The 7800-nt window shown below is 41.8% G+C and carries 7 protein-coding genes; 4 read left to right on the top strand and 3 right to left on the bottom strand.

Translation table 11 applies throughout. From position 1 onward, the window contains the following. On the top strand, positions 1-455 hold a 455-nt coding region (locus M9196_RS23040; protein ID WP_250619843.1), incomplete at its 5' end, for an HNH endonuclease. Positions 456-725: 270 nt separating this feature from the next. On the opposite strand, the gene M9196_RS23035 is transcribed toward M9196_RS23040, so the two are convergent. Then, positions 726-1910, bottom strand: coding sequence for a hypothetical protein (locus M9196_RS23035; RefSeq protein ID WP_250619842.1), 1185 nt, complete (start codon positions 1908-1910; stop codon positions 726-728). A gap of 418 nt (positions 1911-2328) precedes the next feature. Between M9196_RS23035 and M9196_RS23030 the strand changes: the two genes are divergently transcribed. Beyond that, complete coding sequence (locus tag M9196_RS23030) at positions 2329-4191, top strand: tetratricopeptide repeat protein (RefSeq protein WP_250619841.1); 1863 nt, start codon at positions 2329-2331, stop codon at positions 4189-4191. Positions 4192-4280: 89 nt separating this feature from the next. On the opposite strand, the gene M9196_RS23025 is transcribed toward M9196_RS23030, so the two are convergent. Both M9196_RS23025 and M9196_RS23020 read right to left on the bottom strand, forming a co-directional pair. Next, a complete protein-coding gene (locus M9196_RS23025; RefSeq protein WP_250619840.1) occupies positions 4281-5348 on the bottom strand; it encodes a DUF2235 domain-containing protein in 1068 nt (355 codons plus the stop codon). Positions 5349-5719: 371 nt separating this feature from the next. After that, positions 5720-6751, bottom strand: a complete 1032-nt coding sequence (locus M9196_RS23020; RefSeq protein WP_065677905.1) for an IS110 family RNA-guided transposase — start codon at positions 6749-6751, stop codon at positions 5720-5722. Positions 6752-6959: 208 nt separating this feature from the next. On the opposite strand from M9196_RS23020, the gene M9196_RS23015 reads away from it, so the two are divergent. Beyond that, positions 6960-7181, top strand: coding sequence for a hypothetical protein (locus M9196_RS23015; protein WP_250619839.1), 222 nt, complete (start codon positions 6960-6962; stop codon positions 7179-7181). Positions 7182-7252: 71 nt separating this feature from the next. Then, positions 7253-7800 (top strand): hypothetical protein (locus M9196_RS23010; RefSeq protein WP_250619838.1); only part of this gene is annotated, 548 nt, incomplete at its 3' end.

Genomic DNA, 7800 nt, shown 5'->3' with positions numbered 1-7800 from the left:
ATCAAGGTTTATTTTCAGTATCGTCAACGATTGAAGATGAATCTGTTCTTGAAGAGATAAGATGTAAAGCCGGTAGAGACTATAAACTCAGTAGAGCAATTAACCTTCAAGAAGTAAGTGAACACCTAGAGTTTGATCAACAAGTTACATGGTCTAAAGCGTTAACGACAACTCAGAGAGCGGAGCGTTTATCAAAAGCCGAAACTTCACCAAAAACAAAAGAGGTTAAAACAACAGTCTATGTTCGAAATCCAGATGTCGTAGCTGAAGCTTTGGTTCGTGCAAACGGTACCTGTGAAAGCTGCTATAAACCCGCGCCATTCATTAGAAAAACAGATAACACGCCATATTTAGAGGTTCATCATACATTACCCTTGGCTCAAGGTGGACCTGACACTGTTGATAATGTTCTTGCTCTGTGCCCCAATTGCCACAGACAAGCTCATTTTGGCTGAAACAATACAAACGTTAGGATTTAAAAATACTGTCTCCAGTTCGACACTAGGTGTTTAGACCCATATAAGTAGGCCATTTTCGTCCAGAAGCTTCACTGGCTGAATTCTTACCCGTGGTACCTTTGCCCCATTGCAAACCAGTGATGTTCAACATCACTAATCTCAGTGAAGCGTTTTGACCTACTTTTCCTTATCTGTGTAGTGTCTAGCAAGTCGAGGTATTACCACCTTATGCTTTTATTTTTTGAACGCTTTATGGTTTAAACGCCGTTAACTTTCATATGCATCAAGCGCTTGTATCAGCAAAGGTTTGACCACGGGGTATATTTTATTTAAACGCAACTGGTAGAAATCAAACGCTTCTTTCCAAGACTCTTCGTTCTGCCAGTCAAGAGTGATTGCGGGTAGCGAAATTTTTAGCTTATCGAGCACAAATTCAGCGCCGTCCGGCAAGAGTGGCATCAATGATTCTCGCCTATCAGACAGGTACTCAAACAAGTATTGCCCGAGTACGTCATCTCTGAATTTCACAAAGACGCCCACCTCATTGGGTTTTGAGCGGTAAGTTGTTATCCAACTATTATGCGCCCTTGGTGGTAACTCGAACCATAAGTGTCCCTGAGTCGAAGGGGTTGGCAACCTAACACTCGTGTCTTCAAGTTCAAGGTAATCAAGCAATGCACTCCAATACTCATAGGTTTGGCCAGAACCTTTATTTGTGGCTGAATCATTTTGCTTGCTGTTGGATTCCAATTTCTCAGTAACTTCACGACTTTCCTGATTAATCGAAATCACTCGGCGCTCAGTAATTTCAGTTTTGTGTATCACTTGAGGGTTCACGAGCAATTGTTCGTCTGGCATGTGGAAGATCTGCATCTCAACCATAGCAAAGGAAAACTCCATTGATGCATTGGAATTAAGGAAGTCCTTTATCTCAAAAGCCCCCTCTCGAATACCATCTCCCACTACCAATAATAAGAAACGGCCTTTCGAGAGGTTTCGCTGAACCGTATCAATGAATGCGGCTTCTAAGACTTCATGACCACCCGCCCTAATAATATCAAAAAGTGACAAACCACCATTAACGGCACAAGCCTTAGTCTCAAGATCTTCATAGCTCAAATTCATCAAATCTTTAGCGTAATCGAGTATCTGACCAATCACTTCTCTACGAGATTGGGGATTTCGATAGAGTTTAGTTTCAGCGATAACCAATCGGCCCGATGGCGTCACATAGATGCAGTCTACTCGACCCGACTTAGTGGCAAGCTCCATACACACTGGCACTGCACCAGTATAGTCAGCATCAATTTCATAGAAGGGTAATAGGTCAGCGTTAGCAAAGATAAGTTGCTGTAACCACTTCTCATCGTAAATACCTATGGCCTGCAACTCGACTCGTTGAAGCCTCTGAACGCTGCTTTCTGGGGATACGATGATTGGAACATTGCTCATGAAAGAACTCCGTTGCTAACTAAAAACGCTGAGTACAACAAACCATAAGGTTAGCCCAACCCACTACTTTAGGACGTTTACGAAGTCTCATTTTCCTATTTTGATTCACTTACTTCATTAGGGCAAACCGTTGCACTGTCGTGATGCAGTCTGATGAAAGGCGGTTTACTAAATCATTTTTGTCCCGAAGTGTATAAAACCACTCTCACTAAGGCAGAAGTCGCCTTATTTTAAATAATCGCAACACAACTAAAAACTCGTCATTTGAGATATGCATCATGATGACAACACACTTCGTAAGCTAATATTTTATAGCGGAGTATATCTGCAGCTTTCATTCGTGGCTAAGGCGAGCCCTTTAGCTCAGTTAATTAAGTAGTAACAACTTATCTTAGAGCCAAGGGGAACGGGGGCACCAATGACTGACACACCAAAACACACGGTAACACCAAAAAATTTTGATAGCCCCGTGTTAGTAGTTGCAACCTGGGAAAAAGTCGCCGGGTATCTATTTGGGACAATATTTATCGCAACAATACTAACTTTAGCAGTCGTTATTGAGATACCGAACAGCTTTCAGTGGAGTGTCTTCAAGACAATACTAGCGCTAGCTGCAGCTGGCGTAGGCGGTGTGTTTACTGGTTTCCTCCAAGTCCAAGGGTCAATTCAGAAAGTGAAACTGCAGGCTGGCGGAGCACTAGCGCTGTTTGTAATAGTCTATTTCTTCAGCCCTGCAACTCCACCAGTCGACTATCTCCCTCAAAAGACCGAACAACAATATCAACAAGAATTGACTGAACGAAAGAAAAAAATAGAGGTTTTGTTGATCAAGTCTGAATTGAGCGAAAGAGATAAGTTAGACAGTGAGGCCGAGCTTAAAGCAATCCAAAGCGCAATAGCCGATGTAAATTTGAGCTATAGCGTTTATATCAAAGAGCTGACCGACCGTATAAGACGATTGGATAAGATTGCGAATCAGCTTCCAACGAGCCTACTAATAGATGCTAAAGCTGCATTAGCTAAGGGTGATAAATCACTTGCAGATAAGGTGTTTGCGCAAATTGAAGAACAATCTGAATCTCACATAAATGCTGCCGCTGAAGCTGCCTATCAACGAGGAAGCATAGCGAGTGCTAACATCGAACTTAGAAATGCTTTAAATCACTTCACGCGAGCTGTACAACTGTCACCAGATAACACTACCTATTTATATGCTCTCGCGGGAGCATATATGTCACTAGGTGAAACGGGAAAAGCGATTACCTACTACGAAATGATACTGAATAATAACCGAGATGATAACGATGGAAATCTTATAGATGTTGCTATCATACACAATAGTTTGGGCCTTGCCTGGTATAATAAGGGGGAATATGATGAGGCGATTAGACACTACGAACTAGCGCTGAATAGTAACCTAAATACATATGGAAAGATTCATCCGAGTGTGGCTCGGGATCTCAGTGGTTTGGGAAGTGTTTGGAGCTCTAAAGGCGAGGTCGACAAGGCTATTGGTTACTACGAACAGGCACTAACCATAAATTTAGAGAACTATGGAAAGGGTCACCCCGAGTTAGCAAGAAACTACAACGGCCTGGGCATTAATTGGAGCGCTAAAGGCCAGTATGACAAGGCAATTAAATATTACGAACAAGCACTGATTATTGACCGGTCAAATTTTGGCGATAATCACCCTAAAGTCATCACTCGTCGGCATAACATAGGTAGAGCCTGGTTTGACAAAGGTGAATACGATAAGGCTATTGATTACTACGAACAAGCCTTGTCGAGTAGCATACAGATCTATGGTGAGATCAACGCACACCCACACATAGCTAGTCTTTGGCAAAGCTTAGGGCTAGCCTGGCATGCTAAAGGCCAGCTTGACCACGCGCTTGATTATTACAAGCAAGCACTAGCGGGCGATCTAAAGATCTATGGTGACGCTCACCCCAGTGTGGCTACCACTCGCTTCTACATTGGAGCATTATTCGAATCGATAGGTGAAATCGACACGGCAATTAACTACTACGAGCAGGTATTAGAGAGTGACTTGAAAATCTTCGGCGAAGGGCACCCTAATGTGGCTAGTGATCGTTACAACTTGGGTAGAGCCTGGGAAATCAAAGGAGAATACAACAAGGCGATAGATTATTACGAATTGGTGTTAGCCAGTGACATAGATACCTATGGTGAAGGTGATCCTATCTTTGAGCAGGTTAGTGCTTCTCTCATTCGAGTACGCTCCAAAATAAAGGATACAAATGTGTTAGGTGATTAATACAGCTTAGCACTCTAAAAGCACTCGGGATATTTATTCTGGTATAAATAAAATCTTCATCAAAACGCAAAAAAGACAGGATTGGGTTTTCATTCCAGCACTACGATTTTTGACCAATCGCCATTTACGGAATCTAAAAGCTTCAGTAATGCCTTGCTTTTTTTTTGATATCCTTGAACATTTTCATCCCAACGTCGTTTAACTGAGATATGTAAAGGACCTGTGACTTCACGAGTAAATTCGCGACGAAGTTTGTAAAAACTTTTTCTTTCATTATGCTGCTTATCTGCATAGTTTGGATGAATTTTTTCGAGTAAATGATTTTCGAACTCAACGCCAAAGTGCTGAGATTGCTCAATCATCCATTGGCTTGCACATTGACTTAAGCCATCCTCCTTGTAGCCCCCACCTACGTCGGAATGTACACCTGCAAACCAGACTTGTTGTAAATCAATATCCTGCTTGTTCTCCCATAATGTAGCGGAAAAGTCCTCCCGATTCTCATCGATCGATACTGCATGGCGAGCATGCTGAATGATTTGGCTAGGCTCAAGATCGTGAAAAAGATACTTTTCTTTCCCTAGCCCTCCAAGAAATGGCATTGGTATCCCAAGAGCACCAACAGTATCCCAAGCCCCTACAAATTTAATATTTGTCTTATCGGAAACGGCAAATTGCTCTCTGAACTTAACAGATTTACTCTGATTGGGACTACTAGACTTAGATCGTTCACGGTAAAGCTTATATGCTTGAGGAATTTTGTCTGCGTGCTCACTGCGCAACAAGCCACTATTTCTGATAAGCCCACAAAGAGAGCGCACCGTGTAGGCTCCGCGGCTGAATCCAAAAAAGTAGAGTTGGTCATTTGGCTTGTAGTTGTGAACTAAAAAACGGTAACAATCCATAATATTTTTATCGATGCCCGAGCCTGTAATACCACCACTATACTTATCTTGCTCTGTCCCAACACCCCAGTCGTAAAAAACAACTTGCGGAACACCTTCAGTATCTACTGGGCTAATCGCACGTGCGATCTGTAAGACGTTGGTTGCAATACCTTGTTCAGGAGAGTTCCAAGTACCATCTGCGAAAATTGCGATTCGTTTCACCTTTCTCCCCTTATGAAGTAACAACACAATAGCTAATGATTTAGCCATAAACTTACTTTAGTTGTTGGAGGTTGATAGTGAAGCGTTGCATATCACAAAATGGTAATTCAAGTCGGTCAATCAAAGTTAGATGAACACTCTTACGATAGAGGATGTATCAAAGGTTTCATAACACACTTTTGCCCCGAAATGATATATGGAATCCACGTATTTACAAAGCGACGAACCATAAAAGTTAAGATGCGGTCGTATATTCGGTTTCTGTTGGGGGAGCTACCCCCTAACCTTTGATGTTTGCGCACCTACTGACCTATTCAGTTAGGCAGTTTTAGAAAACATTACACTTCGGTCAGGTTCTCAGTAGGTTGGTCTTACCTATTATGCATCATCATTTTGTAAAATTTGGTACTGCGTTAAACTTAAACTGTTGCTGGTATTGATTGATATTTTGTCTCATAGCGAAGCATTGCCCACGCGGTTCTAACCGTCTTATTTGCTAATGCAATACAGGCTCGTTTAAAGCCAATCCTCTTGACCAGTTCAATTAACCAAGCTTGTTTCTGGGTAGTAGGAATTTCAGGAAGTCTAGCAAGATAGGACATCGCACCTAAGTAGAGTAATGAGCGTAGATCTTTTACTCCACCAGTTTTGTTAATCCCAAGCATTATAGTTTTACCACCAGAGCTATGTTGTTTTGGAGTTAAGCCAACGAACGCTGAGGCTTGCCGACCATTTTTAAACTGATCGCCATTGCCTAATGTGACATACAGCATTGACGCTGTTGTTTCAGCTATCCCTTCTAACTCCATTAACCTACGACATGGTTCAATCTGTCGAGTAAGAGCGTTTTTGGTTTTTTCTAACTTCTTCAACTCTGATTTTAGATTGAGGTATTGTTGCCACATCATTGTAATCGTTGTAGCCAATGGTGCTGGCATTTCGGCCTGTCCATCAAGGACTGAGGTAACTGATTTTTTTAGACCGATTTCTCCTTTAGCATTAACAACACCATACTCAAGAATGACCGCACGAATATGCTGGCCTATGGAAACCATAGAACGAGTTAATAACTGACGACTTGTTTCAAGAGAATGAAGTCCTTGCTGGTCAATTGTTTTGGGCTTACTGTACTTAAGACCAATTTGTAGTGCGGCATTCGCTACAGCTAATGCATCATTCGCGTCAGTTTTATGACCTTCAAGATAGCCTTTGACTTTCTTTGGGTTAATGATTCGTACATCGTGACTAAACCGTTCAGCGAAACGTCCCCAATAATGGCAGCTAGCACATCCTTCAACAGCCACAATAGAAGGCTTAGCCGTTGCCAAAAATTCTTTTAGTTTTTGCCTGCTCATAGCTTTGTTACTCAGTAGTTCTCCATGGATACTGATATGACAAACTTGAAAGACATTTTTCGCTAGGTCTATACCGATCACGTTACTATTTAGCATGCTGGAAGCCTCATTATTAAACACCTTGGCTAAAGTGTAGTTAGCCGCGGAGAGAGTGGATTCCATACATCAGTTACGCCTCCAAGTCAAACAATGATGTTCAGCCAACTTTGATATACAAAAAGTAATGATAGATAAAGGCAAGACCGGACTCCGTTAGTTTAAAAGGTGGTGATACATTCACTCGTGAGATGCCTTGGATATGTAATTGGAGGCTTACAACGCGTCAGCTAATGATCGTGAGATGGTTGCCGCTACCGATAGGGCTGTTAAGTTGGTGGGATTATCGGCACCTGATAAGAAAAAACTTGTTATCACTGGCGAGTATCAAGTTCGCGTAGCAACAGAGGAGCAACTAATCGATCAGATTAGAACAATGGGTGGCCAAGAGATAACTCTAGACCTAGCGGACTATAAGAAAATTAGTTAGTTACGTGTTTGACTGCTCTTCGGTATAAGCATAGCCTGTTACGTATCATAATAACTGTAAGTGGTAACCCTGTGATTGTTGGACGTGATGAGTACGCATCGCTTTATAGAACCGCATGTAATATTTTTGAATCTAGTTTCAAGTACATCAACGAAACGGATGAAGATTATTACTTCATGAATGTCGCTGCGATTAAGTTTTTGAAGCACTTAAATACGACTGAAATGATGATGACTACTGAGTTGGATATCAATCATGTTGAAGGCGGGTTTACCTATTTTGATACATCGAGCGCGATAGTGTTGATGCGAACTTCATATGAAAACTTGGTGACAATGGCTTATCACTATTTCGATGGTGACTTAGATAGGGGTAGGCTTGATTGGTACATGTACCTTGGTTATAAAAATAGAGCAAAAAACAAAGTTAAACACCCAACTCCAGAGATTGCAGCGAAAATTCTAGGGGAACAAAAAACCATGGAAGAGCTATCTGCACGCTTGGATGATGTTGGCTTCAAACGCCCAAAGAAAAACGACTGGAAACCTAGTCCTTGGTTTAAGTTGGGGCAAGACTTAGGTATATCCTCCTTTGTTTGCAATATGTATTCGTTTTGGTC

This window comes from Vibrio methylphosphonaticus, from assembly GCF_023634655.1.
GTDB lineage: Bacteria > Pseudomonadota > Gammaproteobacteria > Enterobacterales > Vibrionaceae > Vibrio > Vibrio methylphosphonaticus.
Note: the sequence above shows the minus strand (reverse complement) of the source record. Positions and strands in the feature narration are given on the sequence as shown.

Coding starts and splice junctions, on each gene's coding strand:
- M9196_RS23030 (WP_250619841.1), top strand. CDS start 2,329: ATGACTGACACACCAAAACACACGGTAACACCAAAAAATTTTGATAGC.
- M9196_RS23035 (WP_250619842.1), bottom strand. CDS start 1,910: ATGAGCAATGTTCCAATCATCGTATCCCCAGAAAGCAGCGTTCAGAGG.
- M9196_RS23020 (WP_065677905.1), bottom strand. CDS start 6,751: ATGCTAAATAGTAACGTGATCGGTATAGACCTAGCGAAAAATGTCTTT.
- M9196_RS23025 (WP_250619840.1), bottom strand. CDS start 5,348: ATGGCTAAATCATTAGCTATTGTGTTGTTACTTCATAAGGGGAGAAAG.